The sequence below is a fragment of the Arcobacter sp. AHV-9/2010 genome, assembly GCF_004116575.1.
Lineage (GTDB): Bacteria > Campylobacterota > Campylobacteria > Campylobacterales > Arcobacteraceae > Aliarcobacter > Aliarcobacter skirrowii.
In genome coordinates this window covers 281,391-307,789 of sequence record NZ_PDKH01000001.1, presented here as the reverse complement: position 1 = coordinate 307,789, position 26,399 = coordinate 281,391, and the positions used below count along the sequence as shown (strand labels likewise).

Annotated in this window: 27 protein-coding genes; 25 read left to right on the top strand and 2 right to left on the bottom strand. The window is 27.0% G+C overall.

Annotated elements, in window-relative coordinates; all coding sequences use genetic code 11:
- Nucleotides 1-3 precede the first annotated feature (3 nt).
- The 8 genes from CRU94_RS01630 (at nt 4) to CRU94_RS01595 (ending at nt 8,783) form a co-directional block, all read left to right on the top strand.
- Nucleotides 4-2,028 (top strand): PAS domain-containing protein, encoded by a 2,025-nt coding sequence (locus tag CRU94_RS01630; protein WP_129105082.1) that lies wholly within the window; start codon nt 4-6, stop codon nt 2,026-2,028.
- Nucleotides 2,028-4,409, top strand: coding sequence for a PAS domain-containing sensor histidine kinase (locus CRU94_RS01625; protein ID WP_129105081.1), 2,382 nt, complete (start codon nt 2,028-2,030; stop codon nt 4,407-4,409). The genes CRU94_RS01630 and CRU94_RS01625 overlap by 1 nt, the downstream gene beginning before the upstream one ends.
- Nucleotides 4,406-5,230: a TIGR00282 family metallophosphoesterase gene (locus CRU94_RS01620; RefSeq protein ID WP_129105080.1), complete on the top strand. Its 825-nt coding sequence runs from the start codon at nt 4,406-4,408 to the stop codon at nt 5,228-5,230. The genes CRU94_RS01625 and CRU94_RS01620 overlap by 4 nt, the downstream gene beginning before the upstream one ends.
- A 75-nt stretch (nt 5,231-5,305) precedes the next feature.
- Nucleotides 5,306-6,097: a hypothetical protein gene (locus tag CRU94_RS01615; protein WP_129105079.1), complete on the top strand. Its 792-nt coding sequence runs from the start codon at nt 5,306-5,308 to the stop codon at nt 6,095-6,097.
- On the top strand, nt 6,094-6,342 hold the full coding sequence (locus tag CRU94_RS01610; RefSeq protein ID WP_129105078.1) for a hypothetical protein: 249 nt from the start codon (nt 6,094-6,096) through the stop codon (nt 6,340-6,342). Before CRU94_RS01615 ends, CRU94_RS01610 begins: the two co-directional genes overlap by 4 nt.
- Before the next feature lie 22 nt (nt 6,343-6,364).
- Nucleotides 6,365-7,075, top strand: coding sequence for a bifunctional demethylmenaquinone methyltransferase/2-methoxy-6-polyprenyl-1,4-benzoquinol methylase UbiE (ubiE, locus tag CRU94_RS01605; protein WP_129105077.1), 711 nt, complete (start codon nt 6,365-6,367; stop codon nt 7,073-7,075).
- Nucleotides 7,075-8,265: an exodeoxyribonuclease VII large subunit gene (gene xseA / locus CRU94_RS01600; protein ID WP_129105076.1), complete on the top strand. Its 1,191-nt coding sequence runs from the start codon at nt 7,075-7,077 to the stop codon at nt 8,263-8,265. Before ubiE ends, xseA begins: the two co-directional genes overlap by 1 nt.
- Before the next feature lie 38 nt (nt 8,266-8,303).
- The gene (locus tag CRU94_RS01595; RefSeq protein ID WP_129105075.1) at nt 8,304-8,783 is read left to right on the top strand and encodes a chemotaxis protein CheW; all 480 of its coding nucleotides are present in this window, start codon (nt 8,304-8,306) and stop codon (nt 8,781-8,783) included.
- Nucleotides 8,784-8,791: 8 nt separating this feature from the next.
- Here the strand turns inward: CRU94_RS01595 and CRU94_RS01590 are convergent, their stop codons facing one another.
- The gene (locus CRU94_RS01590; protein WP_129105074.1) at nt 8,792-9,322 is read right to left on the bottom strand and encodes a peptidylprolyl isomerase; all 531 of its coding nucleotides are present in this window, start codon (nt 9,320-9,322) and stop codon (nt 8,792-8,794) included.
- A 79-nt stretch (nt 9,323-9,401) separates the two neighbouring features.
- Between CRU94_RS01590 and panD the strand changes: the two genes are divergently transcribed.
- The 5 genes from panD to groL all read left to right on the top strand — a co-directional run bounded on the left by panD (nt 9,402) and on the right by groL (nt 13,045).
- Entirely contained in the window at nt 9,402-9,785 is a 384-nt protein-coding gene (gene panD / locus CRU94_RS01585; protein ID WP_129105073.1) for an aspartate 1-decarboxylase, read from the top strand.
- Complete coding sequence (locus CRU94_RS01580; protein ID WP_129105072.1) at nt 9,778-10,098, top strand: YbaB/EbfC family nucleoid-associated protein; 321 nt, start codon at nt 9,778-9,780, stop codon at nt 10,096-10,098. Before panD ends, CRU94_RS01580 begins: the two co-directional genes overlap by 8 nt.
- Nucleotides 10,099-10,971: a polyprenyl synthetase family protein gene (locus tag CRU94_RS01575; protein WP_129105071.1), complete on the top strand. Its 873-nt coding sequence runs from the start codon at nt 10,099-10,101 to the stop codon at nt 10,969-10,971.
- A gap of 123 nt (nt 10,972-11,094) precedes the next feature.
- Nucleotides 11,095-11,352, top strand: coding sequence for a co-chaperone GroES (gene groES / locus CRU94_RS01570; protein WP_129105070.1), 258 nt, complete (start codon nt 11,095-11,097; stop codon nt 11,350-11,352).
- Nucleotides 11,353-11,407: 55 nt separating this feature from the next.
- Nucleotides 11,408-13,045 (top strand): chaperonin GroEL, encoded by a 1,638-nt coding sequence (groL, locus tag CRU94_RS01565; protein ID WP_129105069.1) that lies wholly within the window; start codon nt 11,408-11,410, stop codon nt 13,043-13,045.
- A 48-nt stretch (nt 13,046-13,093) separates the two neighbouring features.
- Here groL and CRU94_RS01560 read toward each other — a convergent pair whose 3' ends face one another.
- The gene (locus CRU94_RS01560) at nt 13,094-13,663 is read right to left on the bottom strand and encodes a YkgJ family cysteine cluster protein (protein WP_129105068.1); all 570 of its coding nucleotides are present in this window, start codon (nt 13,661-13,663) and stop codon (nt 13,094-13,096) included.
- Between the two features lie 52 nt (nt 13,664-13,715).
- On the opposite strand from CRU94_RS01560, the gene CRU94_RS01555 reads away from it, so the two are divergent.
- The 12 genes from CRU94_RS01555 (at nt 13,716) to CRU94_RS01500 (ending at nt 26,327) form a co-directional block, all read left to right on the top strand.
- Complete coding sequence (locus CRU94_RS01555) at nt 13,716-14,387, top strand: response regulator transcription factor (RefSeq protein WP_129105067.1); 672 nt, start codon at nt 13,716-13,718, stop codon at nt 14,385-14,387.
- Nucleotides 14,384-16,186 carry a sensor histidine kinase gene (locus tag CRU94_RS01550; RefSeq protein ID WP_129105066.1) on the top strand — a complete coding sequence of 601 codons (1,803 nt, stop codon included), beginning with the start codon at nt 14,384-14,386 and terminating at the stop codon, nt 16,184-16,186. The genes CRU94_RS01555 and CRU94_RS01550 overlap by 4 nt, the downstream gene beginning before the upstream one ends.
- A gap of 196 nt (nt 16,187-16,382) precedes the next feature.
- Nucleotides 16,383-17,156 (top strand): inositol monophosphatase family protein, encoded by a 774-nt coding sequence (locus CRU94_RS01545; RefSeq protein ID WP_129105065.1) that lies wholly within the window; start codon nt 16,383-16,385, stop codon nt 17,154-17,156.
- A gap of 52 nt (nt 17,157-17,208) precedes the next feature.
- Nucleotides 17,209-19,011, top strand: a complete 1,803-nt coding sequence (glmS, locus tag CRU94_RS01540; protein ID WP_129105064.1) for a glutamine--fructose-6-phosphate transaminase (isomerizing) — start codon at nt 17,209-17,211, stop codon at nt 19,009-19,011.
- Complete coding sequence (locus CRU94_RS01535) at nt 19,012-20,784, top strand: Na/Pi cotransporter family protein (protein ID WP_129105063.1); 1,773 nt, start codon at nt 19,012-19,014, stop codon at nt 20,782-20,784.
- Nucleotides 20,762-20,995 carry a hypothetical protein gene (locus tag CRU94_RS01530; protein WP_129105062.1) on the top strand — a complete coding sequence of 78 codons (234 nt, stop codon included), beginning with the start codon at nt 20,762-20,764 and terminating at the stop codon, nt 20,993-20,995. Before CRU94_RS01535 ends, CRU94_RS01530 begins: the two co-directional genes overlap by 23 nt.
- Before the next feature lie 156 nt (nt 20,996-21,151).
- Complete coding sequence (metK, locus tag CRU94_RS01525; RefSeq protein WP_129105061.1) at nt 21,152-22,360, top strand: methionine adenosyltransferase; 1,209 nt, start codon at nt 21,152-21,154, stop codon at nt 22,358-22,360.
- Nucleotides 22,361-22,405: 45 nt separating this feature from the next.
- Entirely contained in the window at nt 22,406-23,272 is an 867-nt protein-coding gene (gene accD / locus CRU94_RS01520) for an acetyl-CoA carboxylase, carboxyltransferase subunit beta (protein WP_129105060.1), read from the top strand.
- Nucleotide 23,273: 1 nt separating this feature from the next.
- Nucleotides 23,274-23,879, top strand: a complete 606-nt coding sequence (locus CRU94_RS01515; RefSeq protein WP_129105059.1) for a thiamine phosphate synthase — start codon at nt 23,274-23,276, stop codon at nt 23,877-23,879.
- Nucleotides 23,876-24,331, top strand: coding sequence for a 23S rRNA (pseudouridine(1915)-N(3))-methyltransferase RlmH (locus tag CRU94_RS01510; RefSeq protein WP_129105058.1), 456 nt, complete (start codon nt 23,876-23,878; stop codon nt 24,329-24,331). The genes CRU94_RS01515 and CRU94_RS01510 overlap by 4 nt, the downstream gene beginning before the upstream one ends.
- Before the next feature lie 56 nt (nt 24,332-24,387).
- Nucleotides 24,388-25,395 carry a hypothetical protein gene (locus CRU94_RS01505; RefSeq protein ID WP_129105057.1) on the top strand — a complete coding sequence of 336 codons (1,008 nt, stop codon included), beginning with the start codon at nt 24,388-24,390 and terminating at the stop codon, nt 25,393-25,395.
- On the top strand, nt 25,395-26,327 hold the full coding sequence (locus CRU94_RS01500) for a tRNA dihydrouridine synthase (RefSeq protein WP_129105056.1): 933 nt from the start codon (nt 25,395-25,397) through the stop codon (nt 26,325-26,327). The genes CRU94_RS01505 and CRU94_RS01500 overlap by 1 nt, the downstream gene beginning before the upstream one ends.
- The last annotated feature ends 72 nt before the right edge of the window (nt 26,328-26,399 follow it).

Here is a 26,399-nt window from a genome sequence, read left to right as displayed (position 1 = left end):
TTAATGAATAAAATAAGGTATGCGATACTCTTTTTTTTAGTAGTAATTACAATAATATTTTCATTAAACTATTTAAAAAATAGTGATTTTGAAAAGGTAAATTTACAAATCAAAGATAAAGTATTAAAAGATTATGAACTTTTAATCAAAGAGCTTGAAGATACGGCTGAGTTTGTATATTTTACAGAGATTATTAAAAGTAATAAAATTGTTGATATTATAAGTAGTGAAAAAAATGATATGCGATTAAAAAATCTTCTTTATGATGCAATAGAAGCTGAATACTCATATTATACTACTTTGGGAGTTTTTGATATTAGTTTTTATAGTGTTGATGGTGCTCAAATTTTAAATTTCAAAGATTTAAACTTCAAAGATCCACTTACTATTTCACTAATTGAAAAAGTTATAAATAGTAAAAAAGAGCAAAAAGCATATAAAAATATCTCAGATGAGGGGTATTTGGTCTTTTCAAAACCAATATTTGATAAAAATTTAAACCTAATATCTATAATGAACATAGAGTTTGATTTAGATTTGGTTTTGGAAAAACTTGAACAAAACTCATCACAATTTAAATTTAAAAAACTATTTGCATCTAAATTGCAAGAAGATGATTTCTCTTTATATTTAACAAATAAAAATAGTATAAAGAGATTGGAAAAAGCTTTTGAAAATAGAAAAGATGATACATTTGTTGTTAAAAAAGATGGCAATAAAAATATTTTAACTTTTGCATTTGTATCATATTTAGAGTTTTATCAAGACTCTTTGTATTTGGTTTATTACAATAAATCAGATAAAAAAATAGCAAAAATAGATGATTTTTATGGCTACTTACTTATCTTTTTTAGTATATTTGTTGTTATTTTGATTTTCATTTTGGCATATTTATTACAAATAAAAAGAAAAAAAGATATTTTGCAACTAAAATATGATGAACTTTCAAATATTATTGATAACCATATTTTAAAAATAGATTTTGATTTAGATGGAAAGATAACAAATGTTTCAAAAGCATTTTGTAAAAGCTCTGGTTACTCAAAAGATGAGATAATTGGGAAAAATATTGATCTTTTAAGACATGATGATGTATCTGAAAACTTTTATAAAAAGTTAAAAAAAGATTTAGAGATATTGCATACTTGGCAAGGTGAGATTAAAAATAGAGATAAATTTGGAAATACTTATTGGGTAAGATTAAAAATTTTCTCTACATATGATATTAAAAATAGGCATATTGGTTACAGTTCAATTAGAACAGATATTACAGATGCAAAACAACTTGAAAAGATGAATAAACTTTTAAAAGAGGATTTATCAAATAGATTAAATGAGTTAAGACTTCTTGATAAAGATATAAAAGATGATGCAAAGATATCATTTTTATCAAAAATTATGGACTCTATCTCTCATCAGTGGCAGCAGTCAATATCGAAAATATCTTATGAATTAGATAGAGCTAGTGATGAGAAAAATTTTGATGAGAATTCAATTGAAATTTTACAAAGTAGAGTAAAAAGAGAGCTTCATAATCTATCTTTTATTTTAAACGATACAAAAAAGATATTTAACTTCTCAAGTGAACGAAGAGCAAATCTAAGTTCAGTTTTAAATAGTATTAACCACAATTTAAAACAAAATCTTAAAAATTTAAATACAAACTTATCTTTTGATATTGATGAGAATATTGATTTACAAATTAGCTCTTTTGAACTAAAATCTATTATTCAAAATATAATTTTATTTATATTAGATCAGATAAATACTTATGATATAAAAAAAGCAAATATAAAAATTTTGACAACAACAATTTTAGATGAGCTTACAATTAAGATTAGTGAAGATATTGAAAATGAAGCTAAAAGAGAGTTTCTTGATGATATTTTAAATAAGATTGATGATACTTATTTAGATTCACAAATACATTTAGCAAAGCTGTTAATTGATAAAAATAGAGCTATTTTTTGGTGTAAAAATAGTGAAAAAGAGACAACATATTATATAAAAATTAAAAAAGCGAAATAATGCGGTTACCTTTTTATATTAAGATATTTTTTACATTTTTGATCTTTTTTCTCTTTTTATTTGCATTTTTTTTAAACTCATTTTATAACTACCATAGCAGTTATATTCAAACAAATAATCAACAAATTTCAAATACTATTTTAAAAAATCAAGAAGATAAACTTTTAAATTTATTAGATCTATATAGACAAAAACTATCTATTGTAGAATCAACTATTGACTCTTTAAAAACCCAAGATGATATCTTTAATTTTATTAAAAATAGAGTTTTAAACGATAAAAATATTTTAGAGTTTAAGTCATTGGATTTTAGCTCTAAAGATAGATATATATTACAAAATAGTCAAAACAGTAACTCAAGATTACAGACAAACTACAATAAAGAGTATTTTAAAACATTAAGAACTCTAAATTTAAATGAAGAGCATATCTTTTTGGATGAAAATAATAAAAATATTTTAAATTTCGCAATTAGAGCAAAAAAAGAGTTTTTTATTCTTAAAATTGATATGAGAGATTTTTTTGCTAATCAAAATGAAAAATTAATATTTTTAAATAGATATGAGTTTCAAGAATCAATAGATTTAGATGATTTTATCTATAAAAAAATAGATTTAAATGATAGTGATTTTTATCTATTTTTAGTAAAAAAAGATAAAGAGAGTTATAAATATTTTCTATTTAATAATTTTTCAAATCTTTTATATGTTACGCTATTTTTATCACTTATATTTTCAATTATAACTACTCTATTAATTGCCGAAAATAATAAGAAAATAGAGACAAAAAAAGAGGAACTTGATATTTTTAATCAAGAGTATAATGATATTTTAAATAAAAATAGTGAGATTATGGATAGATATATTCTATTTATAAAAGTAGATTTTGATGGAGTTATAAAAAATATCAGCTCTGCATTTTCTAGCTTTTTGGGTTATTCAAAAAGTGAACTTTTGGGTCATAAATATAAGAGATTAATAAATAGAAATTTGAAAAAAATCATTAAAAAAAGTGTAGAAAAATCTTATGAAAAAAAGAGCTTGAGTCTAAAAAATATTCAAGGTTTTAAGAAAAATGGCGATAGGTTTTTTGTAGATATTTTTGTAGAGGTTATAAATGATGAGTTTGATCAATATTTTAATATTATCTGTATAGATAGTACTGATAAGATGAAGATTGAAGATCTATATTTTAATTTAAATAATCAAGTTGAGATATATAATAGTATTTTTGAAAATGTACATAGTGGAATTGCACTTTTAAATAAAGATTTTAAATTTATAAAAGTAAATAGTCAGCTTTGTGAGTTTTTGGGCTATGAAGAGATAGAGTTAATTAGATTATCACCTTTAAATTTAATATTAGCAGATTCAAAAAAAGAGTTAAAAAAACTATTAAATGCTATGAGTGATTTAATAAAAGTTCAAAAAATAGAGAAAATTTTTATAAAAAAAGATGGTTTAAAAATCCATTTAGAGCTTAGTTTAAGACTTTTAAGAGAGAAAGAGCAGATTATTTTTATTGTAAATTCACTTGAAGATAAAAGAGTTTTACAAGAGTTGAATTTAAACCTTGAAACTAGAATAAAGCAAGAGTTAGCAAAGAGTAAAGCAAAAGAGAAGATTCATTTAGAAGAGCAGATAAAAAGTGCAAAACTAAGTTACATTGGAAGTTTAGCAGCTGGAATTACACATGAGATAAATACTCCTTTAACTTATGTAAAAGGAAATCTTGAGTTAATGTCTTATGATATAAATGATTTAGAAGATACAGAAATAAAACAAAGAATGCTACAAGATAGTAAAAAAATAAAAGATGGAATAGATAGAATTGCAAATATTGTTGAATCTATGAGAGAAGTTACACACTCTAAAGCTTCAAATCAAGAGAAGATAAATATCTATCAAACAATTCAAACAGCATTAACTATTGCTCAAAATAGAGCAAAACATATAAGTAAAATCTATTTAAATGATACTTTATTTGATTTGGATGATAAAACAATATTTAATAAAACTATCTATTTTTATGGTCAAAAACAAAAAATTGAGCAAGTTTGGATTATTATTATAAATAATGCTTTAGATGAACTTGAAAAAATTGAAGATTATGATAAAAGATGGTTAAAAATAGAGGTTTCAACTTTTGAAAAAGATATTCTTATTAGATTTAAAGATAGTGCAGGTGGAATAAAGAATGAGGCTATGAAAAAACTATTTGAACCTTTCAATAGTCAAAAAGAGAAGGGTGGAATGGGAATAGGTCTATCTATTGCTAAAAATATTGTTGAAGAGAATGGTGGATTTATAGATGCTTATAATGGTGAATTTGGTGCAGTTTTTGAGATAAGATTAAAAATTTTAAAAGAGGATATAGTTTGAGAATAGGATTTATAGGCGATATAGTTGGTCGTCCTGGAAGAAAGATAATTAAAGAGAGTTTAAAACATTTAAGAGCTGAGTATAAATTGGATTTAGTAATAGCAAATGGTGAAAATGCAAGTCACGGTTTTGGACTTACAATTGAAAGTGCAAAAGAGCTTTTTTCATCTGGAGTTGATGTAATAACAGGTGGTAACCACAGCTTTGATAAGAAAAAAGATTTACAAGTTTTACTTGAAAACAATAATATTTTAAGACCTCATAACTATCCAGAGGGAGTAGTTGGAACAGGATTAGTAATAAAAGATGTTCAAGTTGGTGAAAATATAGAGAGTATTGCTATATTAAATCTTATGGGACAATACTCAATGCCACTTGTTGAAAATCCATTTAATCTTGCTAAAAAAGTTATTAATGATCTAATAGAGCAAGGAGTTAAAAACATATTTGTAGATTTTCATGGTGAAGCAACAAGTGAAAAAAGAGTAATGCTTATGATGTTTAAAAATCAAGTTAGTGCCATATGTGGAACACACACTCATGTTGGAACAGATGATTTACAAATTTTTCAAAATACTGCATATTTAACAGATATTGGATTAACAGGTTGTTATGATAATGTAATTGGAATGGATGAGAAAGCTCCAATTCAAAGAGCAACAACTGGAATTGGTAGCCACTTTGATGTTCCAAACTCTTGTAAAACAATACTTCAAATGATGGTTGTGGATATTGAAAATGGAGTTGCAACAAATAGTTTTAAACTTAAAAAGTTTTGCAATAGTAGTAAAATTTACCAAACAGATGCAATAGTTGTTTAATCATAATTTGGATAAAATCAAAAGCATTTTTTCAAAGAAATTATTTAAAAAAAGTATTACAAAAGGATAAATAAGATGATTATAATTCCACAAACAAAAGGTGGTGTAGGAAAATCTACTGTTGCTATGCAGGTAATTGCTCCATATTTGTATAAAAAACATGGTAAAAAGATAACTTATATTGAAATAGATGATGAAAATAACGATTCAAGATCTTTTACAAGAACTGAAATAGTAGAAAAAAGAATGCTAGGAACTAATAAGATAAATGAACTTGATGAGTTGATTTTAATGGATGATAATCATCAAGTTATAGTTGATGTTGGTGGAAATAAGACTTCAGCACTAGTTCTTGATGAGATAAAAAAAGTTGGTAGCTTTGGAAATGTTAAGTGGATTATTCCTTTAGGTGATGGTGAACTTGATGGAAAAAATGCAATTGCAACTATGAAAAAAATTAGAAAAATTGAGAAAAATCCAGAAGAGAATATTATATTTGCTCTTACACGAGCTATATCTATGCATGAAGATTATTATAGTGAGCAGTTTATAAACTTCTTTGGGCATAAATATTTAGATTCAAACTCTGTGATTTGTGATTTTGTAAAAGATCCAAAATATTTTCCAGTTCAAAATGACAAAATTATTACTATGAGTAGATACCTAGGAAGTACAGTTTGGGAGATGGCTTACAATAATACAGATTTTGCAAAAAAAGCTATTGAGGCAAAAGAGTTAGGTGATGTTGAATCTGCTAGAAAATATCTATTTTTTAGAAGAATTCAAACTGAAGCAAAAGATTATGTGCTTAATACTTTAAACAAAATTTTTTGTGATTTAGATAGATGGATAGAGATTAAAAAATGAGTGAAATGAGCTTCAAACAAGCAAAAGAGCTTGTTGAGAGAATGGAGTTTAGCGAACTTGCAATAAAAAAAGCAGTTGATAATTTAGATAAAGCTTCAATCAACTTTGAAGCTAGTTTAAAAGTTCAAGAAGAGATAGTAAATAGAATTCCTTATGTTGATAAGAGGCTCTCAATTATGAAGATTGCAGTTTCATTGAACATAGGTTTGATTTTTGGTATTTTTGTTGGAAAATATCTAATATAAAATATAAAAAGAGGATAATATTTTGGAAAAACAAGAAAAAATAGTATCAATGTTTAACAACATTGCTCCAACTTATGATAAAGCAAATAGAGTTATGTCAATGGGAATTGATAAGAGCTGGAGAGATAAAGCTTGTAATAAAACTTTTGAACTTTATGGAAAACAAGAGATTGAAAAAATTGTAGATGTTGCTTGTGGAACAGGTGATATGATAATTTTTTGGAAACAAAATGCAAAGAAAAAAGGTATAACTCTAAAAAATATTGTTGGAATAGATCCAAGCGTTGGAATGATGGAGTTTGGTAAAAAGAAGCTTCCAGAGGTTGAGTTTATAGAGGCATTTGCTACAAAAATGCCACTAGAAAATGAGAGTGCTGATATAGTATCAATATCTTATGGAATTAGAAATGTTGTTCAAAGGCAAGAGGCTTTTGTAGAGTTTGCAAGAGTTTTAAAAAAAGGTGGATTAGTTGTAATTAGTGAGTTTACTAAGAATAAAAAAGAGACATTGCTTGACCATTTAACAGCATTTTATATGGATAAGATTTTACCAATTTTAGGTGGATTAATATCTAAAAATAAAGAGGCATATAGATACTTACCAGACTCTATTGATGAGTTTTTAACAACTGAAAATTTACAAAAAGAGCTAAAACAAGCTGGATTAGAGCCTATTTATACAAAAGCTTTCTCTATGAAAATTTCAACACTAATAATTGCTAAAAAAGTTTAATGAATCCTATTAGTGTAACTACATTAAATACTCAAATCAAATCTCTACTAGAAACTACATTTATGCAGGTTCTAGTAGAAGGAGAGATTTCAAACTTAGTAAATCATAGCTCTGGACATATATATTTTTCAGTTAAAGATGACAACTCAACAATATCTTGTGTTATGTTTAAAGGAAATACAAAATATCTGAAATTTCAACTTGAAAATGGATTAAAAGTTGTAATTACTGCAAATATAACAGTTTTTGTTCCAAGAGGAAACTATCAACTTCTTTGCACAAAAATAGAGCCAAGTGGAATTGGAAGTTTGGCTTTAGCTTATGAGCAATTAAAAACAAAACTTCAAGCAAAAGGTTACTTTGAGCAAAGTATTAAAAAAGCTTTACCAAAATATCCAAAAAAAATAGCAATTGTTACAAGTGCTACTGGAGCTGCTATTGAAGATATGAAAAAAGTTGCAAGTGCTAGATGGAATTTAGTTGAGTTTATACTTATTCCAACTTTAGTTCAAGGAGCTGGAAGCATTGAAGATATTGTAAAAAATATCAAAATTGCAGATAGTTTAAATTGTGATATTATGATTGTTGGTCGAGGTGGTGGAAGTATTGAAGATTTATGGTCTTTTAATAGTGAGCTTGTTGCCAATGCTATTTTTGAAGCAAAAACACCAATTATCTCAGCTGTTGGACATGAAATTGATTATTTAATAAGCGATTTTGTAGCAGATATTAGAGCTGCAACTCCATCAAATGCAATAGAAATAGCACTTCCAAATGCAAATGAGCATCTTTTATATATTGATAGTTTAGTAAATGAGTTAAAATCAAAATTAAAAAATACTCTTCAAAGAAAAGAGCAAGAGTTAGTAAATTTAAAATCTTTATTTAAACAAAACTCAATAGAGTCAAAACTAATATTTTTTGATGCACAAATTAAGCTTTTAGAAGATAGTTTTAAAAGAACGTTATCTTCAAGATTAGATATTTTTTCAAATAACTTAGAAAATCTAAAACAATCTTTTGCAATAAACAATCCAGAAAAAAAAGATAAAGTTGGTTTTGTTCAACTCTCTAAAGGTAATAAAATAGTATCTTTGGATAATTTAAAAGTAGATGACAAGATAGAACTTCAAACAGCTAAAATAAAAGCAATAGCAAAAATTATTAGTTTAAGTGAACAAAAAGTATAATATTGCAATTTTGCAAAATATTTAAACAAGGATAGAAGATGGAAAATAAGAACTCAAGAGAAAAAAGTAGCTCAAATGTTACTGAGTTTATGACATTTGAATTAGGAAAAATGAAATATGCTATTGAACTTCCAAAAATAAAAGAGATTTTAACTTATCCTGATCATATTACAACTTTACCAAATACATCTGAATGGGTAAAAGGTTTGATTAATTCAAGAGGGGAAGTTGTTCCAATTTTAGATATTAGAATTAAATTTAATACAGGACCAATTGTATATGATGTAAATACATCTATTATTATTGTAATTACTGAAGATAAAAGAATGGTTGGAATTGTTGTAGATTTAGTTGATGATACACAAAAAATTGATACAAGTATGCTTGCACCTGTTGCTGAGATGGGTTCTGCTATTCCTTCTAAATATTTAAAAGGTTATGTTAGGGTAGAAGATTATCAAATGCTAGTTATTATGGATATTGAAAGAGTTGTTAGTAAAGAAGAGTTAGAAGATTAATATCTTCTTTACTCCTCTATTTTTATACTATTTATTTTCACATCACTAATAGGTTTATCACCACCATATCTTCCAGTTGTTTTTACATTTTCAATACTTCTTACAACATCAAAACCATCAACTACATATCCAAATATTGTGTGGTAACCATTTAACCAATAAGTTGCAGTTGTTGTTATAAAAAATTGACTTCCATTTGTGTTTGGACCTCTATTTGCCATTGCTAAAATAAAAGGTTTATCAAAGATAGCTTTTGATGAAAACTCATCTTCAAAATCTCTATTCCAAATCGATTTTCCACCAGTTCCAGTTCCTGTTGGATCTCCACCTTGAATCATAAAATTTTTTATAACTCTATGAAAAATTTGATTATTGTAGTAACCATTTTTTGAGTGAGTTACAAAGTTTTCAACTGCTTTTGGAGCAAGTTGTGGTTTTAACTCAACTTTGATTATTCCCATATTTGTATCAATAATAGCTACTGGATCTTTTGCAAATAAAATTGTACAAAATAAAGATATTAATAAAACTTTTTTCACTTTTTTCCTTTAATAAGATTTTTTAGAAATTTAGTATAATATATAAGCTTTGAAAATTAGATGAAAAGGATTAAATGATATGACATTTGAGATGTTATACAGTAAGATTCATAGAGCAACTGTAAGTGATGCAAATCTTAACTATGTTGGTTCAATTACTATTGATGAAGAGCTTATGAATGCTAGTAATCTTAGAGTTGGACAAAAAGTTGATGTTGTAAATATTAACAATGGAGAGCGATTTCAAACTTATGTTATTAAAGGTGAGTTTGGAAAAAGAGATATGTGCTTAAATGGAGCAGCTGCTAGAAAAGTATCTGTTGGAGATAAGATAATTGTAATTGCTTATGCAACATATAGTGAAGAAGAGTTAAAAAATTATAAACCAACTGTTGTGCTAGTAGATGATAAAAATAATATTGAACTTATTACAAATGATTTAGTAGGTGGTAACTATGTTTGATGGTATTGATTTAAAAAACTTAAATCTTGGTGATATGATAAATAAATTCCAAGATATGGCAAAAGAGCAAGAATCAAAAAATGCACAAAATCTATTTACTGCAAAAGCAGGTGGTGGAATGGTTGAGATTTCAATAAATGGAAACTCAGAAGTTGTTGATTTAAAAATTGATGACTCACTTCTTGAAGATAAAGACTCATTACAAATACTTCTAATCTCTTGCATGAATGATATTATAAAACAAAGTGAAGAGAATAAAAAAAGAATGGCAATGAACCTAATGGGTAATTTAGGTGCTTTTGGTCAAAAATAGATGAAAGATTTATTAAATAAATTTGAAGATTACCTTCTAAATAACCTTCCAAAGATAGAGTCATTTCATCCACACTTTGAGGAAGCTATGCAAGATATGCTAAAAGCTGGTGGAAAAAGATTTCGACCAATGTTGCTTTTAAGTGTTGTAGAATCAAAAAAACCACTTTTAGTTGATAATAGTTTAAAAGTAGCACTTGCTATTGAATTTTTACATACATACTCACTAATACACGATGATTTGCCTTCTATGGATAATGCAAGTTTACGAAGAGGATTTCCTACACTTCATACAAAATATGATGAGGTAACTGCTATACTTGTAGGAGATGCTTTAAATAGTGAAGCCTTTAATCTAATAGCAAATGCTTCACTTCATAATGATGTAAAAATTGAGTTAATAAAACTTTTGGCACATAATGGTGGTTTAAATGGTATGATAATTGGTCAAGCAATAGATTGCCACTTTGAAAAACAAATATTAGAACTTGAGAAGTTAGAGTTTTTACATATAAATAAAACTGCTAAATTAATAGCTGCGTCTCTTAAAATGGGCGCTGTAATTGCTTCATACAGTGAGCAAATTCAAGATGAGTTATATGATTTTGGAATAGATTTAGGACTTCTATTTCAAATCCAAGATGATATTATTGATGAGCTTGAAAGCAGTGAAGTTGCTGGTAAAACTACACAAAATGATAGTTTAAAAAACTCTTTTGTAAATCTTTTAGGACTTAAAGAGGCAATGAATAGTGCTGATAAATTGGCAAATAAGTGTTTACAAAAATTAAATAACTTTGATAAAAATCTACAAGATTCTCTTTTAGAACTTTTAACAAACTACATAAATAGGCACAAAAAATACAACTCTTAGTTAAATTGACTAAAGGTTTATTGACAAAAAAGAAAAAATTGTATAGAATTTGGCACTTAAAACTAGCAAGTGCTAAGTTTTAAGCTAATAATAAAATTTAAATCATATATAAAAGGAAAGAAAATGAATTTTAAACCACTAGGTGAAAGAGTTCTAGTTGAGAGAACTGAGGTTGAGAACAAAACTGCAAGTGGGATAATTATTCCTGATAATGCAAAAGAGAAACCTCAAACTGCAAAAGTAATTGCTGTTGGAAGTAAAGTTGAAGATGTAAATCTTGGAGATATAGTTGTTTTTGAACAATACAGAGGAACTGAGATTAAACTAGAAGGCAAAGATTATCTTATTTTAAATATTGAAAATGTAATTGGAGTTATGTAAATAAGAGTCTATTTACATATTTAATAAATTAAAATTAACATAAAAGGAAAATATTATGGCAAAAGAGATTATATTTAGTGATAATGCAAGAAATAGATTATATGCAGGTGTTGAAAAACTTTGCGATGCAGTAAAAGTTACAATGGGACCACGAGGAAGAAATGTTTTATTACAAAAATCTTTTGGTGCTCCAACAATTACAAAAGATGGTGTAAGTGTTGCAAGAGAGATAGAACTTGCTGATACTTTAGAGAATATGGGTGCTCAACTTGTAAAAGAGGTTGCTAGTAAGACTGCCGATGAAGCTGGTGATGGAACAACAACAGCAACAGTTTTAGCTCACTCAATTTTCAAAGAGGGACTTAGAAATGTAACAGCGGGTGCAAATCCAATATCTTTAAAAAGAGGAATGGACAAGGCTTGTGAAGCTATTTTAGTAGAGCTTAAAAAATCTTCAAAAGTTGTTGCAAACAAAACTGAAATTGAGCAAGTTGCAACAATTTCAGCAAACTCAGATAGTGCAATTGGAAAAATGATTGCTGAAGCTATGGAAAAAGTTGGGAAAGATGGAGTTATTACTGTTGAAGAGGCTAAAGGAATCTCAGATGAACTTGATGTTGTAGAGGGAATGCAGTTTGATAGAGGATATTTAAGTCCATATTTTGTTACAAATCCTGAAAAAATGACAACAGAGTTTAATAATCCATTTATTTTACTATATGATAAAAAAATCTCTTCACTAAAAGAGCTTTTACCTATACTTGAAGGTGTAAATAAAGCAGGTCGTCCACTTCTTATTATTGCTGAAGATGTAGATGGTGAAGCACTTGCAACTTTGGTTGTAAATAGATTAAGAGGTGCATTACAAATTGCAGCTGTAAAAGCTCCAGGATTTGGTGATAGAAGAAAAGCAATGCTTGAAGATATTGCTGTTTTAACAGGTGCAACTGTTGTATCTGAAGAGATGGGAATGAAACTTGAAACTACAGATTTAAGTGCACTTGGAACGGCTTCTAAAATTGTAATTGATAAAGATAATACAACTATTGTTGATGGAAGTGGAAGTAAAGATGCAGTTCTTGCAAGAGTAAATCAAATTAAAGCAGAAATTGCTAATACAACAAGTGATTATGATAGAGAGAAACTTCAAGAGAGACTTGCAAAATTAAGTGGTGGAGTTGCTGTTATTAAAGTTGGTGCTGCAACAGAGACTGAAATGAAAGAGAAAAAAGATAGAGTTGATGATGCTTTAAGTGCAACAAGAGCTGCTGTTGAAGAGGGAATTGTAATTGGTGGTGGAGCTGCACTTATAAGAGCTGCTGCTAAAGTAAAACTTGAGCTTTGTGGCGATGAGCAAATTGGAGCTGCTATTGTTTTAAGAGCTATTAAAGCACCTCTAAAACAGATTGCTTTAAATGCTGGTTATGATGCTGGTGTTGTTTCAAATGAGGTTGAAAAATCTTCAAATGAAAACTTAGGATTCAACGCTGCAAGTGGTGAGTATGTAGATATGTTTGAAGCTGGAATTGTAGATCCTGCAAAAGTTGAAAGAGTTGCAATGCAAAATGCTGTTTCAGTAGCATCACTACTTTTAACAACTGAAGCAACTGTTACAGATATTAAAGAGGATAAACCATCAATGCCTGATATGAGCGGTATGGGTGGAATGGGCGGAATGCCTGGAATGATGTAATCATCAAATAGTAGTTTTTAAAGAGAGTGAAAATTCACTCTCTTTTTTTTATTTATAAAAACTATAATTTTTAAGATTTTTTAGGGAAAGTTTATGAAAATCTAAATATTTTGAACTCTCTTTTCCAATATATTTAAAAAATTTCATATTTTTTATAAAAAGTAGCTCTTCAAAATCATCAATTTTTAGATTATTAAACTCAAAGTGAGTATCTAGGTAGCTTTCTTGATAATTTGAAAAAAAATCAACTTCTATATCTAAACTATTTGTTTCTTTAAAAACTTCAGGACAAGAACTATCTATATAGATTGAGTTATCAAGATTTGGACTTAATGGATAGACTCTACAAACATTTGGTCTTTTTTCATAAATAGAACAAAGATTGTTTTTTAAATAAGGGCATGAGTCATAACCATTTGATATTAAAATAATAGGTTTTATAAAACCTTTTGAGCCAAAAATAAATAAGATTGGAAAATTTTGATAAAGAACTTCAAACTCTTCTTTTAATATTTGTGAAAATAATGTTCCAAAAGCTCCTTTGCAACATCTTGCTTCACAATTTTTACAATCACCAAAATTTACTATATTGCTCTCTATTTTTATAAATTTTTTCATAAAAGATTTTATCTATTTTGTCTTTAAATATATAGTTAGATAAAATGCTAGAATGAAAATTTTAATTATAGAAGATGATATTCAATTAAATACTACTATTACTAATTTTTTAAAATATAAAGGTTATGAAGTTGACTCTTTAGAAGATGGCGAAGAGGCACTTTATTATATTGATAAAAATTTTTATGATTTATATATTTTGGATATTAATATTCCAAAAGTTTCTGGATTAGAGATCTTAAAGTCCATAAGAGATAAAGATATAAAAAGTCCAATTATTATAATAACAGCATCTTTGGAGTTGGAAAATATTAAAACTGCATATAAAAATGGTTGTGATGAGTATATTAAAAAACCATTTTATCTTGAAGAGTTAGAGATAAAAATAGATAAAATATATGGAAAAATTGAAGATAAGAATATTATTAAAATATCTAAAAATATATCTTATAATCTTATTTCAGAAGAGCTTACAATAGATTCAAAACTTGTTAGAATTAGAAGAAAAGAGAGAAGACTTTTAACTATTTTGCTTAAAAATCTGAATAAAACAGTATCAACAGAGATTTTAGAAAATTATGTTTGGGAGAACGATATAAAAAATATTTATCCTTTAAGACAGCTTGTAAATGGATTGAGAAAATATTTTAATAGTGATGAGAAATTTATTTTCTCACAGACAGGTGTTGGATATAGATTTGAGATAAAAAAAGATTTAAAATGAAACTTAGATATCAACTATATATTTTTATACTATTTTTATCAGCAATTTTGTTTTTTGTTTTAACTATAAATTATATCTCTTATAAAAATCAGTATGATGAGGATTTAAAAAGATTTGTAAATAGTGAGGTAAGACTTCATAAAAAAGCTATATCAAACTCTATTCAAAACAGAAGTATTGAGTTTAATGATGCAGGAGATCTTTTTTTTAATATTGCAAATGATGCTTTAATTCTATTTAAAAAAGATAGTAGTATGGATTTAGATGAGTTAAAGCTTTTGTTGAAAAAAAAGTACAATTTACAAAATTATGATTTTGAACTATATTTAATAGATAAGTCATATGTAGTTTATAAAACAACAGATTTAAAAGATTTAAATTTGGATTTAACAAATATAAGTGATGCTAGAACTCTTATGAATAAGAGTTTAGATGGAAATATATATTTTTCAAAGTTTATAAATAGTGACCCAATAAATTTAGAGTATAGATTATATGCTTATGCTTCAGTATCAAAAGATATATTTTTGGAATTATCTTTTATAAACACTCAAATTAAAAATAGTTCAATCTCTTTTGTTGTTGAAAATCTTCAATCAAATAATAGTGTAAGAGTATATAGAGTTTTTAAAAATAAAGATGGTTACTCATACTATAATCTATTGAAAAAACTAGAAAATGAGACAAAGAAAAGTTTGTATGACTCTTTAGATATTATTAAAAATAGTAATATTACAAACTCTACAATTGTAAATTCAGCTATAAACTTTGCACAAACTCAAAATTTAGAATCCAATCTTTTAACTATAACAGCACCAATATTTGATAAAAATATGTTTCAATTTTTGGGTTTTGAGAATGTTGTTATGGAGCTTGAAATTGATTTAAGTAATAGAGTTGAGTTTTTAAAAGATATAAAAAATCTCTATATAGGTTCACTTTTTGTAATTGTTTTTATACTTTTTTTGATTTTTATATTTGTTCAAAATAGATTTACAAAACCAATAGAGGCTATTTTAAAAAGTATTAAAGAGTCTAAAAAAGTAGAAGAGGAGTTATTAACTTACAATAATGAGTTATCAAGAATTGCAAAAAAGTACAATATTTTATATGATAAATTTACAAATGAGTTAGAACAAAATAGTAATCTTTTAAAGGAGAATAAAAAATTCATTGCAGATACTGTTCATCAAATAAGAACTCCTTTGACAAATATTTTAATGAATAGTGAGATGATAAAAAAGTTTCAAAAAGATAGTAGTATGAATACATTTATTGATCAAATTGATGCATCTATAAATATGCTTTCAAACTCTTATGAAGATTTATCATATCTTTTAACTTCGGATACAATCTCATATAAGCCTAAAAAAGTAGATTTAAAAACCTCATTAATTGAGAGAATAAATTTCTTTTCAACAATTAGTAAAGTAAACTTTAAAAAGATAGAACCGCAAATTGAAGAGTCCAGTTATATTTATATAAATGATATTGAACTTGAAAGAATAATAGATAATAACTTATCAAATGCTATAAAATATGGTTCTAAAGATAAGATAATAGATGTAGTTTTAATAGAAAATGAAAAAGAGGCTATTTTGGAGTTTAGAAGTTTTGGAGATGAGATAAAAAATAAAGATATTATATTTAATAAAAATCATCGAGAAAATGAAGCAAAAAGGGGTCTTGGTTTAGGTCTTTTTATGGTTAGTAATATATGTATAAAAAATGGTATTAGATATGATGTTTACTATAAAAAAGGACAAAATATATTTAGATATATTTTTAAAAAAAATTAAAAAATTAAAAATATTACATTTTTCTTACATTTCTTTTGTATAATTTCTATCACACGGGAGAAATTATCTATATAAATAGTTTTCGGGGAGTATTTTATATCAATTTTTTAAGCATCTCAATTTTTTGGGATGCTTTTTTATTTATTGGCAAAAAAAATATTTTGGATATAATAGATCAAAAATTTTTAGGAATATTATGGAAAAGCGACTTATAAAAATTATAAAAGAGGCTGGAAAAATATTAAAAGATGGTTACTATTCAAAAAAAGATGTAAACTTTAAAGCTAAAAAAGATTTGGTTACAAAGTATGATTTAGCTATTGAGGAGTTTTTGAAAAAAGAGTTTAAAAGATATTTTAAAGAGTTTAATATAATAGCAGAAGAGTCAGATAATAGTAGAGTTGAATTTGGTAGTTCAATTATAATAGACCCAATAGATGGAACAACAAATTTCGTAAATAAAGTTCCACATACTGCAATTTCAGTTGGAGTTTATAAAGATAAAAAACCTTATATTGGTGTAGTATATAATCCTATTTTAGATGAGTTATATTTTGCTAAAAATAAAAAAGGTGCATTTTTAAATGGTAAAAAAATTAAAGTGAGTATTGAAGATGATTTACAAAAATCACTTCTAGCAACAGGATTTCCATATAGTAGTGGTGAAAATACAAAAGATTTAAAAGATGTGATAAAAAAGATAGAGAATATTTTACCAGAGTGTCAAGATTTAAGAAGACTTGGAAGTGCATCTATTGATTTATGTATGGTTGCAAAAGGTGTTTATGAAGGTTACTATGAGATGAATTTAAAACCTTGGGATGTTAGTGCTGGAGTTATAATTTTAAGTGAAGCTGGTGGAACTGTTTCAAATATTGCTGGAACAACTTATGATATGTTTAAGGATAAATATATAGTTGCAACAAATGGAAAGATTCACGATAAGCTTTTAAGCAAACTAGATATTTAGCTACTTTTAGCTAAAATCTTATATTTTTAAAAATGATATTTAAGGATTTTTTATGTGTGGAATAGTTGGTTATATAGGAAAGTATGATACTTGTAAAATTTTATTGGATGGATTAAAAGAGTTAGAGTACAGAGGTTATGATAGTGCTGGAATTGCTGTTTTAAATGATGCTGGAATTGATGTTTTTAAAGCAGTTGGTAAACTTGTAAATCTTGAAGATAAAGTTAATGAGAGTAAAAAAGATAAATATAACCTTGGAATTGGACATACTAGATGGGCAACTCATGGTAAACCAACAGAAGTAAATGCACATCCTCATTTAGGTCAATACTCTTATGTTGTTCATAATGGAATTATAGAGAACTACAAAGAGTTAAAAGAGGAGCTTATATCTTTGGGACATAAATTTGTATCTCAAACAGATACAGAGGTTATTGTTCACCTTTTTGAACACTATAACAATAAATTAAAAGATCCAAAAAAATCATTTCAAGAGACTATAAAAAGGCTTGAGGGAGCTTATGCTATTTTATTAATCACAAAAGATGAGCCTGAGAAAATATTTTTCTATAAACTTGGAAGTCCAATGATTGTTGGGCATGGAATAGAAAAAGATGAAGTTTTATTTGCATCTTCAGATTCTGCACTTATAGGATTTGCAAGTGATGTTGTCTATCTTGATGATAAAGTTGGAGGAGTTGCTTCTAGAGATGGAATAGAGTTTTTTTGTAAAAATGTTGTTTGGTCAAAACTTCCTACATCAAAACAGTTTGCTCAAAAAGATGGTTTTAGATACTTTATGGAAAAAGAGATTTATGAGCAAAGTGTTGTTGTAAGTGATTGTATGTTAGGGCGTGTAAAAGATAGTGAGATAAATTTTGATGAGATAGATTCAAAAATATTAGATGGTATAAATGAGATTAAAATTTGTGCTTGTGGAACATCTTATCATGCAGGACTTACATCTTCATATCTTTTTGAAAGAGTTTCAAAAATAAAATGTAGTGTTGAAGTTGCTAGTGAATTTAGATATAAAGATCCACTTTTAACAAAAGATATACTTTTTGTTGTAGTTTCTCAAAGTGGTGAGACAGCAGATACTTTGGAAGCTTTAAAAATGGCAAAAAAAGCTGGATTAAAAACATTGGTTGTTTGTAATGTTGATAACTCATCAATGACAAGAGTTGCAGATTTTACAATTCTTACACGAGCTGGAATAGAAAAAGGGGTTGCTTCAACAAAAGCATTCTCTACTCAAACTGTAGTTTTATGGATGCTGAGTCTATATTTTGCACAAATTAGAAAAACAATATCAAAAGATAAGCTTGAAAATGAGGTTAATACTTTAAGAGAGGTTCCAAAATCTTTAAAAGTTTATGAAAATATTCATGAAAAAGCAAAAAGATTATCAAAAAGATATCTTCATGGTCATGGGTTTTTCTTTATAGGAAGAGATGTATTTTATCCTTTGGCTCTTGAAGGTGCATTAAAACTTAAAGAGATATCATATCTACACGCTGAAGGGTATGCAGCTGGTGAGATGAAACATGGACCAATAGCACTTGCTGATCCAGAGCTATTTACAATTGCACTTATGCCAAAAAATATGTTGTATGACAAAATAAAATCAAATGTTGAGGAGCTAAGTGCAAGAGATAGTACAATTTGTGCAATATCTTCACAAGATTTTGAATTAGCAGATGATTTTATAAAAATAGATGATTGTGAACACTATATGCTTGAGTTTTTTGAGATGTTAATTGTACTTCAACTTTTATCTATGGAGATATCAATTAGATTAAAAAATGATGTAGATATGCCAAGAAACCTTGCAAAATCAGTAACAGTTGAATAGATGAAAAGATATCTCTCCTACATACTTTTAGTCTCATTGGCATATTTGCTTTATATAAATGAGGACTCTAAGTATATAGTTGCTGGAGTTGCCGTTTTTATAATTGGTATGCAATTTATGGAGGATGGATTTAAATTTTTTAGTGGTGGAATTTTAGAAAAATTAATCGCTAATAGCACAAATACAAACTCAAAATCTATCTTTTTGGGAATAACTGCAACTGCAATTTTACAAAGCTCATCATTGATTGCAATTATTGTAATCTCATTTTTATCAGCAAAAATAATCTCACTTGCAGGTGCACTTGGAGTTGTATTTGGATCAGCAGTTGGAACAACTGCTACAACTTGGATTGTGTCAACTCTTGGTGTTAAGATTGATATAGCTGCTTTTGCTCTCCCTATGGTTATTTTTGGTGTAATTTTTAGATTCTATAAAGATAGAAATTTTCAAGGAGTTGGAAATATTCTTTTAGGTCTTGGATTTGTCTTTTTAGGTATTGGATATATGAAAGATGGGTTTGAGGATTTAAAACAAGGGATTGATTTAGCTCAATTTGCTATTGATGGATATGCTGGAATTATAATATATACAGTTGTTGGAGCTGTTGCAACAGTTATTATTCAATCAAGTAGTGCAACAATGGCACTAACTATAACAGCTTTAGTAACAGGTCAAATTGTATATATAAATGCTATGGCAATAGCAGTTGGAGCAAATATAGGAACAGCAACAACGGCAGCTTTAGGAGCTATGGTTTCAAATGCAAATAGTAAAAGAATGGCAGTTGGATTGTTTATATTTAAAGGAATAACTGCTGTTATTACTTTAGCCTCTTTATATCTTATGATTGATTTTGTTGATTATATATCAAAATATTTGGGAATTAGAAGTGATGATTGGGCTATGAAATTGGCTGTTTTTCATACTCTATTTAATTTAGTTGGTCTTATAATTTTCTCATTTTTTATTCCAAGCTTAGTAATTTTTCTTAAAAAACTATTTGTTGAAGAGAAAGAGAGTTATATTACTAAACCAAAATTTCTTAATATGGAAGTAGTTGCAGTACCTTTTGCAGCACTGAAAGCTACAAGAAAAGAGACTATTCATTTATATGATAATGCAAGTGAAGTTTTAAGTCATGCAATTATGCTTCACAGGCATAAATATTTAGGAAAAAAAGATATTGGTAAAATTGTAAAAGAGTCATCTGATATTATTGATTTAAATATTGATGAGTTTTATGAGAGCAGAATTAAATCTTTATATAGTGATATTATTGATTACTCTACATATTTTATAAATGAACTTGATGATGAAAAAAAACTATATTTGAATGATTTAAGAAATTCTTGTAGAGATATAGCTGAATCTGTAAAAAACACAAAAGAGCTTCAAAAAAATGTAAGAAAGTATATATCAAGCAATAATAACTATATAAAAGATGAGTATAACAACATAAGAGAAGCTATTGCAAAGACTATAAATACAATAAATGAGATGAAAAATAGTAAAGATGATATAGATGTTTTATCAAAATCAGAGCTTTTAAAAGAGAATTTAAAAAGATTAGATGTAATTGGAACTAGAAGAATTGATATTTTAATTAGAGAGAAAAGAGTTGATAAAAAGATGGCAACAACTCTTTTAAATGATAGTTATCATGCTAATTTAATAATTAGTCGTTTAATAAGTGTATCAAAAGTTTTATGGATTCAAGATTCAACTATAAAAGAGTTAGGAGAAGATTATGAAGCTAGCAAAAATTCTTGAAAAGGCAAAAAACTATCTATTTTTAATAGAGAATAATGAAGAGTTAAAAATAAGAAAAATAGATAAATTAAGAGATAAAATAGAGGATAAAATTTCAAAAATTGATAAAAAAATCAAAAAAGAAAACAATATTGAAGATAGATTAAAACTAAAAGAAGAGCGAAATATATTAAAGAATTTTAGAAAACAGTTAAAAGAAAAAAGTAAATAAAAGAAATATTTAGCTAGAATTTTAAACTTTTTGCTCTTTATAGCAAATCGAACTCTTTAAATTTTTATTTTAATTCTTATAAAAGACAAAATGGAAAACAAAAGATGGAAAACAACTCAAGCATAGCTTGTGGAAAACAAAGGATGGAAAACAAAAATGGAAAAAAAATCACAATACTTATTTACAAGTGAAGTAGTAAGCCCTGGTCACCCTGATAAATGTGCTGATATTATTGCAGACTCAATAGTTGATAGATTAATTATTGAAGATAGTAACAGTAGAGTTGCTTCTGAAGTGTTTGTAGCTGGAAAGCATGTTGTTATTGGTGGTGAAGTAAAATCAAATGCAAAATTATCACAAAATGATTATGAAAATATTGTAAAAGATGCATTAGCAAAAATTGGATACGATGGTAAAAGCGCATTTACAAAAGAGCAAGCACTTCATCCAGATGATGTACAAGTTCAAGTTTTATTAAATCAACAAAGCCCTGATATAAGTCAAGGTGTTGATCAAACAACTGGAGAAATAGGTGCTGGAGATCAAGGAATTATGTTTGGATTTGCCTCTTGTGAAGCTGCTGAATTTATGCCTTCAGCAATTGTTTATGCAAGAAGACTTTGCGATAGAGTTTATAAATATGCTTTAGAGCATAAAGATAAATTTGGTGTTGATATAAAAACTCAAGTTACAGTTGATTATGGAACAAAAGAGAATTTTGAAAATTGTAAACCTCAAAAAATTCATACAATTGTAGTTTCAGCTCCATCAAATGAGAGCTTAAAAATCGAAGAGGTTAGAGCAATTATTCAAGAGTTAATTGATGACTCTGGTCTGCCTGATAAACTTTATGATAAAAATAGCACAATTATTCATATTAACCCAACAGGAAGATATGTAAATCATAGTTCACTTCACGATAGTGGATTAACAGGAAGAAAGCTAATAGTTGATAGTTTTGGTGGATATGCACCAATTGGTGGTGGAGCTCAAAGTTCAAAAGATTATACAAAAGTTGATAGAAGTGGACTTTATGCAGCACGATGGATTGCAAAACATATAGTTGCTGCCAATTTAGCTAAAAAAGCAATTGTTCAAATATCTTATGCAATTGGTGTAGCAAGACCTACTTCAGTTTCTGTTGATACAATGGGAACATACACAAAACATAATGATGATGTATTATCTTCATTTGTAATGGAAAATTTTCCTTTAACTCCAAGATGGATTACAGAAAAATTTAAATTAGATAAACCATCAAAAGATAGTTTTTTATATGCAGATGTAGCTGCGCGTGGACAAGTTGGACAGCCTGATTATCCATGGGAAAAACTTGACGAAATTGAGAAATTTAAAAATATTTAGCAATATTTGAATATAATATCGCTTTAGAAAAATAAGGAGAGGGTTGTGGATTTAAAAAACCTATTTAGTAAAATTTCATTTGATAATAAAGATAAAGAACAAGCAAAAAAGAGTGAAGCTCCAAGTCACTGGATAAAATGCTCTAGTTGTAACGCTTTAATGTTTATTAAAGAGATAGAAAATCAAGATAATGTTTGCCCAAAATGTGGTTTTCATTTAAGAGTTGGTGCAAAAAGAAGAATAGAGATTTTAGCAGATGAAAACAGCTTTGTAGAGTTTGATGCAAATCTAAAACCAAATGATCCTTTAAAGTTTGTAGATAAACTTTCGTATAAAAAAAGAGTTGAAGATGGATTTGCAAAAACAGGAAGAGTTTCAAGTGTTATTAGTGGTGAATGTACAATAAACTCAATTGCTGTTCAGCTTGTAGTTTTTGATTTTGCATTTATGGGTGGAAGTTTAGGTAGCGTTGAGGGTGAAAAAATTGTAAGAGCTGTAAATAGAGCTATTGAGAAAAGAGAGGCTGTTATAATTGTATCAGCTTCTGGAGGTGCTAGAATGCAAGAGTCAACTTTCTCATTGATGCAAATGGCAAAAACAAGTGCTGCGTTAAAAAGACTTGATAGTGAAAAACTTCCTTATATCTCTATTTTAACAGATCCTACAATGGGTGGAGTATCTGCTTCATTTGCATTTTTGGGTGATATTATTATGGCAGAACCAGGTGCACTTATTGGATTTGCTGGTCAAAGAGTTATTAAGCAAACTATTGGTGCTGATTTACCTGAAGGTTTCCAAAGAGCTGAATTTTTACTAGAAAAAGGCTCAATTGATATGGTTGTAAATAGAAAAGAGATGAAGAAAACAATTTCAGATCTTCTTACAATTTTTGGACAAAAGAAAATTAGCTAAAATGCTCTCAAACTTAGAGAAATCTTTGGGTTATAAACTCAAAGATTTTAACTTGCTTTATGTTTTATGTGATTATGAAACACTTATTAAAAAAAATATAAGCTTAGAAGATTTTGTTAAAAAAGTAAAAGATAGCAAAGCCGTTCTTTTGCAATATAGAGATAAAAATTCAACTTTAGATATTCAAAAAAAGAACTTAATATATTTAAAACAAAATCTAAATATTCCAATAATAATAAATGATAAACTAGATTTAATAGATTATTCAGATGGTCTTCATATAGGACAAGAGGATATCTCTTTAATTAATAAAGATAAAAAAATAGCTGTTAAACTATTAAGAGCAAAAATAAAAGATAAACTTTTAGGTCTTTCAACTCATAATGAATTTGAAATTCTAGAAGCAAACAATCTTGAACTTGATATGATTGGGCTTGGAGCTTATAAAACTACAAATACAAAAGATATATCAAATATTTTAGGTGAAAAATTAAGTTATCTTGCAAAAATATCAAAACACCCAGTTTGTGCAATTGGTGGAGTTAATGTTGAAGATAAAATAGAAAATGTTAGATTTAACTGCGTTGGAAGTGGTTTTTTAAATTGAAAATAGATATTTATATGATTGCAAAGGCATCAAATGATGATTTTGATAAATTAATAAATGATTTTATAAAGATGTCAAGTAAATACTCAAAGATAAATATTCATTATATTTTTAATAATGAGATATCAAAAGCTCAAAATATAAGCCAAGAAGAGGCACAAAAAATCTACACAAAAACTTATCAACCATATTTAAAAGGTTATAATGTTGCTCTTGATGTTTTAGGAAAAAATATTGATACATTTGCTTTTTCAAATCTTTTAGAAAATAAAATACAGATAAACTTTTTTATTGGTGGAGCATATGGTTTTCAAAGAGAGTTTTTAGATCTTTGTGATACTACAATTAAATTAAGTAATTTAACATTTGCTCATAAATTAGCGACTTTGGTTTTAAGTGAGCAGATATTTAGAGGATTAACTATTATAAACAATCATCCATATCATAAGTAATTTATAAATTTTTAAGTATAATAAACATCTAAAAATAAAGAAAAGGAAGAGAACCTATGGGTCTTAAAAATTATATCATTGCTACAATTTTGTTTATGGTTATTGTATATGGGTTTGTACATAGCCTAGAGTTAGGGGATTATACTCTTACAATGTTTGGAAACTCTTTAACTCTACCTGCATCACTTTGGCTTGTTGTTCCAATACTCTTTTTATCTATTATGAGTTATTTACATATTATTTTTTATGCAATTGTTGTTAGCTTTAAAAATAAATTTGTAAGACAAGATATAAAATCAATTTTTGAATTAATAAAATCAAAATTAATTCAAGATGATAAAAAAGTATCATTTATAACAAAAGATTTTAAAGAGTTATCAAATATTTTACATAATGTTGATTTTGAAATAAGAGCAACAACATTAAACTCTTCAAATGAAGATATAAAATATATATTACATACTATAAATGAGATTGAAAATGGTGTATATATAAAAGATTTAAAAAGCGCAAAAGGTTCAAAACTATTTGAAAAAAATATAAAAAACAGAATTGCAAATGATGCTGATTTTGCTCTTGAAGTTGTGAAAAGAAAAGATAAATATGGTTATGAACTACAAAAAGAGGCTCTTTTAAAAGTTATTTCAGATAAGAGTTTAACAACTGTTAAAAAAGTTTATAATGAAGTTAAACTAGATAAAGAGTTAGCTTGTGCTATTTTGAAAAAAGATGTTCAAACAGATGATTTCTCTTTAGGATATGAAGAGATTATAAAAATATTAAAAGATTTAAATTTATCTAAAGATGAGTATATTAAATTTGCAAAACTTTATGAAGATAGTGAAAAACCAGATACTTTAATAATGCTTTTTGAAAAACTTTCAAGCCAAAATGAAGATGCAACAGAGGCTTATTTATATATTTTAAATAAATTTGAGATGATAGATAAATTAAGAGAGTTTTTGGTTGGTTCTGCTGAAGATGAGTATGTAGCATTTAAGGCACTTTTAGATTTAAAAGATGCAGGAAAACACTACAACTTAGATAATATCTCTTATAAATAATGAAAAAAAAACTTGATTTTTCAAAACCGCTAGTGGTTTTAGCACCACTTGCTGGTTATACAGATTTACCTTTTAGAAGTGTTGTTAAAAAATTTGGAGCTGATCTTACTATTTCAGAGATGATTAGCTCAAATGCTTTGGTTTATAAAAGTGCAAGAACACTTAAGATGGTAGAAAAAGCTCCTAGCGAAGACCCATATTTTGTTCAAATTGCTGGAAATAGTGTTGATTTAGTTAAAGCTGCAGTTGAAATTTTAAATGATGTTGATGGAATTGATGGAATTGATTTAAACTGTGGATGTCCAGCTCCAAAAGTTTTTAATCACGGAAGTGGTTCAAATCTTTTAGGAGATTTAAAAAAGCTTGAAGAGATTTTAAGCACTATAAAAAAATACTCAAAAAAAGAGTACACAAGTGCAAAAGTAAGACTTGGAGTAAATGAGAAAATTCCAGTTGAAATAGGTAAAGTTGTTGAAGCTTGTGGAGTTGATTTTGTATCAGTTCATGGAAGAACAAGAGCTGGAAAATATAAAGCTCCTGTTGATTATGATGCAATTAAACAGATGAAAGAGGCTATTTCAATTCCTGTTATTGCAAATGGAGATATAAAAGATTATAAAAAAGCAAAAGAGGTTTTAGAGTACACAAAAGCAGATGGTGTGATGATTGGTCGAGGTGCTATTGGTAAACCTTGGGTTTTTTATCAATTAAAACATGAGCTTGAAGATATTGATAATTCTATTAAAAAAGAGATTATTTTAGAGCACTATGACAAAATGCTTGAGTTTCACGGAGATTATGGTGCTATAATTTTTAGAAAATTGTTACACGCTTACTCAAAGGGTTATACAGGAGCAAATGAGTTTAGAGATTTAGTAAATCAAGTAAGTGATAAAAATATAATGAGAGATTTAATAGAGAGCTTTTTTTAAATTTAATTTGATTAAAAAGTTATTTAGATAGAATATCGCGTTTTTATAATAAAAAGTTTAAAAGGAAAAAAT

Bases quoted from the DNA above. Each gene is read 5' to 3' on its own strand.
- CRU94_RS01630 (WP_129105082.1), top strand. From the start codon at position 4: ATGAATAAAATAAGGTATGCGATACTCTTTTTTTTAGTAGTAATTACA.
- CRU94_RS01625 (WP_129105081.1), top strand. From the start codon at position 2,028: ATGCGGTTACCTTTTTATATTAAGATATTTTTTACATTTTTGATCTTT.
- CRU94_RS01615 (WP_129105079.1), top strand. From the start codon at position 5,306: ATGATTATAATTCCACAAACAAAAGGTGGTGTAGGAAAATCTACTGTT.
- CRU94_RS01610 (WP_129105078.1), top strand. From the start codon at position 6,094: ATGAGTGAAATGAGCTTCAAACAAGCAAAAGAGCTTGTTGAGAGAATG.
- xseA (WP_129105076.1), top strand. From the start codon at position 7,075: ATGAATCCTATTAGTGTAACTACATTAAATACTCAAATCAAATCTCTA.
- CRU94_RS01595 (WP_129105075.1), top strand. From the start codon at position 8,304: ATGGAAAATAAGAACTCAAGAGAAAAAAGTAGCTCAAATGTTACTGAG.
- panD (WP_129105073.1), top strand. From the start codon at position 9,402: ATGACATTTGAGATGTTATACAGTAAGATTCATAGAGCAACTGTAAGT.
- CRU94_RS01580 (WP_129105072.1), top strand. From the start codon at position 9,778: ATGTTTGATGGTATTGATTTAAAAAACTTAAATCTTGGTGATATGATA.
- CRU94_RS01575 (WP_129105071.1), top strand. From the start codon at position 10,099: ATGAAAGATTTATTAAATAAATTTGAAGATTACCTTCTAAATAACCTT.
- groES (WP_129105070.1), top strand. From the start codon at position 11,095: ATGAATTTTAAACCACTAGGTGAAAGAGTTCTAGTTGAGAGAACTGAG.
- groL (WP_129105069.1), top strand. From the start codon at position 11,408: ATGGCAAAAGAGATTATATTTAGTGATAATGCAAGAAATAGATTATAT.
- CRU94_RS01560 (WP_129105068.1), bottom strand. From the start codon at position 13,663: ATGAAAAAATTTATAAAAATAGAGAGCAATATAGTAAATTTTGGTGAT.
- CRU94_RS01555 (WP_129105067.1), top strand. From the start codon at position 13,716: ATGAAAATTTTAATTATAGAAGATGATATTCAATTAAATACTACTATT.
- CRU94_RS01550 (WP_129105066.1), top strand. From the start codon at position 14,384: ATGAAACTTAGATATCAACTATATATTTTTATACTATTTTTATCAGCA.
- CRU94_RS01545 (WP_129105065.1), top strand. From the start codon at position 16,383: ATGGAAAAGCGACTTATAAAAATTATAAAAGAGGCTGGAAAAATATTA.
- glmS (WP_129105064.1), top strand. From the start codon at position 17,209: ATGTGTGGAATAGTTGGTTATATAGGAAAGTATGATACTTGTAAAATT.
- CRU94_RS01535 (WP_129105063.1), top strand. From the start codon at position 19,012: ATGAAAAGATATCTCTCCTACATACTTTTAGTCTCATTGGCATATTTG.
- CRU94_RS01530 (WP_129105062.1), top strand. From the start codon at position 20,762: ATGAAGCTAGCAAAAATTCTTGAAAAGGCAAAAAACTATCTATTTTTA.
- metK (WP_129105061.1), top strand. From the start codon at position 21,152: ATGGAAAAAAAATCACAATACTTATTTACAAGTGAAGTAGTAAGCCCT.
- CRU94_RS01515 (WP_129105059.1), top strand. From the start codon at position 23,274: ATGCTCTCAAACTTAGAGAAATCTTTGGGTTATAAACTCAAAGATTTT.
- CRU94_RS01505 (WP_129105057.1), top strand. From the start codon at position 24,388: ATGGGTCTTAAAAATTATATCATTGCTACAATTTTGTTTATGGTTATT.
- CRU94_RS01500 (WP_129105056.1), top strand. From the start codon at position 25,395: ATGAAAAAAAAACTTGATTTTTCAAAACCGCTAGTGGTTTTAGCACCA.